1 protein-coding gene is annotated in these 807 nt (G+C 41.3%); it reads left to right on the forward strand.

Annotated features, from left to right (window positions below; translation table 11 throughout):
* On the forward strand, positions 1-475 hold a 475-nt coding region (locus ACS8FD_RS19085), incomplete at its 5' end, for a fumarylacetoacetate hydrolase family protein (protein ID WP_439277017.1).
* Between the last annotated feature and the right edge of the window lie 332 nt (positions 476-807).

The following is an 807-nucleotide window of genomic DNA, read 5'->3' on the forward strand; positions in this document are numbered from 1 at the left end:
ATATCCAGTACATTACGAAGCAGAATTCTGTATTCGTTTGGGCAAGGATTTAAAGTCAGCTTCGTTAGAAGAGGTTGTCAGTACGACTGGTTTAATCGAAGCAGTCACGCTAGGGCTAGATTTGACCTTGCGAGACTTACAAAGTGAGCTCAAAGAACAAGGCCATCCATGGGAGCGTGCAAAGTGTTTTGATGGCGCATGTGTGCTCGCTGAATGGGTAGATTCGCAAGCGTTTGGCGACTGCAGTGATGTGCATTACCAGCTTTATATTAATGATGAGCTTAAGCAAGACGGTAATAGCGCGCTGATGCTATTCCCCGTTTATGAGTTACTTGCCGAGATTAGTCAGGCTTTTAGTCTGCAAGCAGGTGATGTAATTATGACTGGCACGCCAAGTGGGGTTGGTATATTGCATGCAGATGATAAACTAAAATTGGTATTGGGCGCGCATGAGTGGCAGGCGCGAGTGCAATAGTGTTGCTTTAACTATAAGCTTAAATAAAAACTTGATGTCTAAAAATATAAAATCCCAAGCCAATGCTTGGGATTTTTTTGTTTAAATAAAGCCTGTTATTTAAATGTCATCGTATCGTCATAAAAGTTCAATAGACTCAAGCGTAATCCGCATCTTCGTAGTGGTAATTACAAAGCTGCGACTGACCCCGTTTATGCTAATCCAGCCTAACAGCAAGGTGACTGACAATGACACTATTGAGTAAAACGACATTACTAAATAATAAGCAAAATCTTGCCCACGAAGTTGTTGAAGACTCTAATCCTACTCATAGTACTGACTTTCAAAGCATT

The organism is Psychrobacter sp. 1U2 (assembly GCF_051847575.1).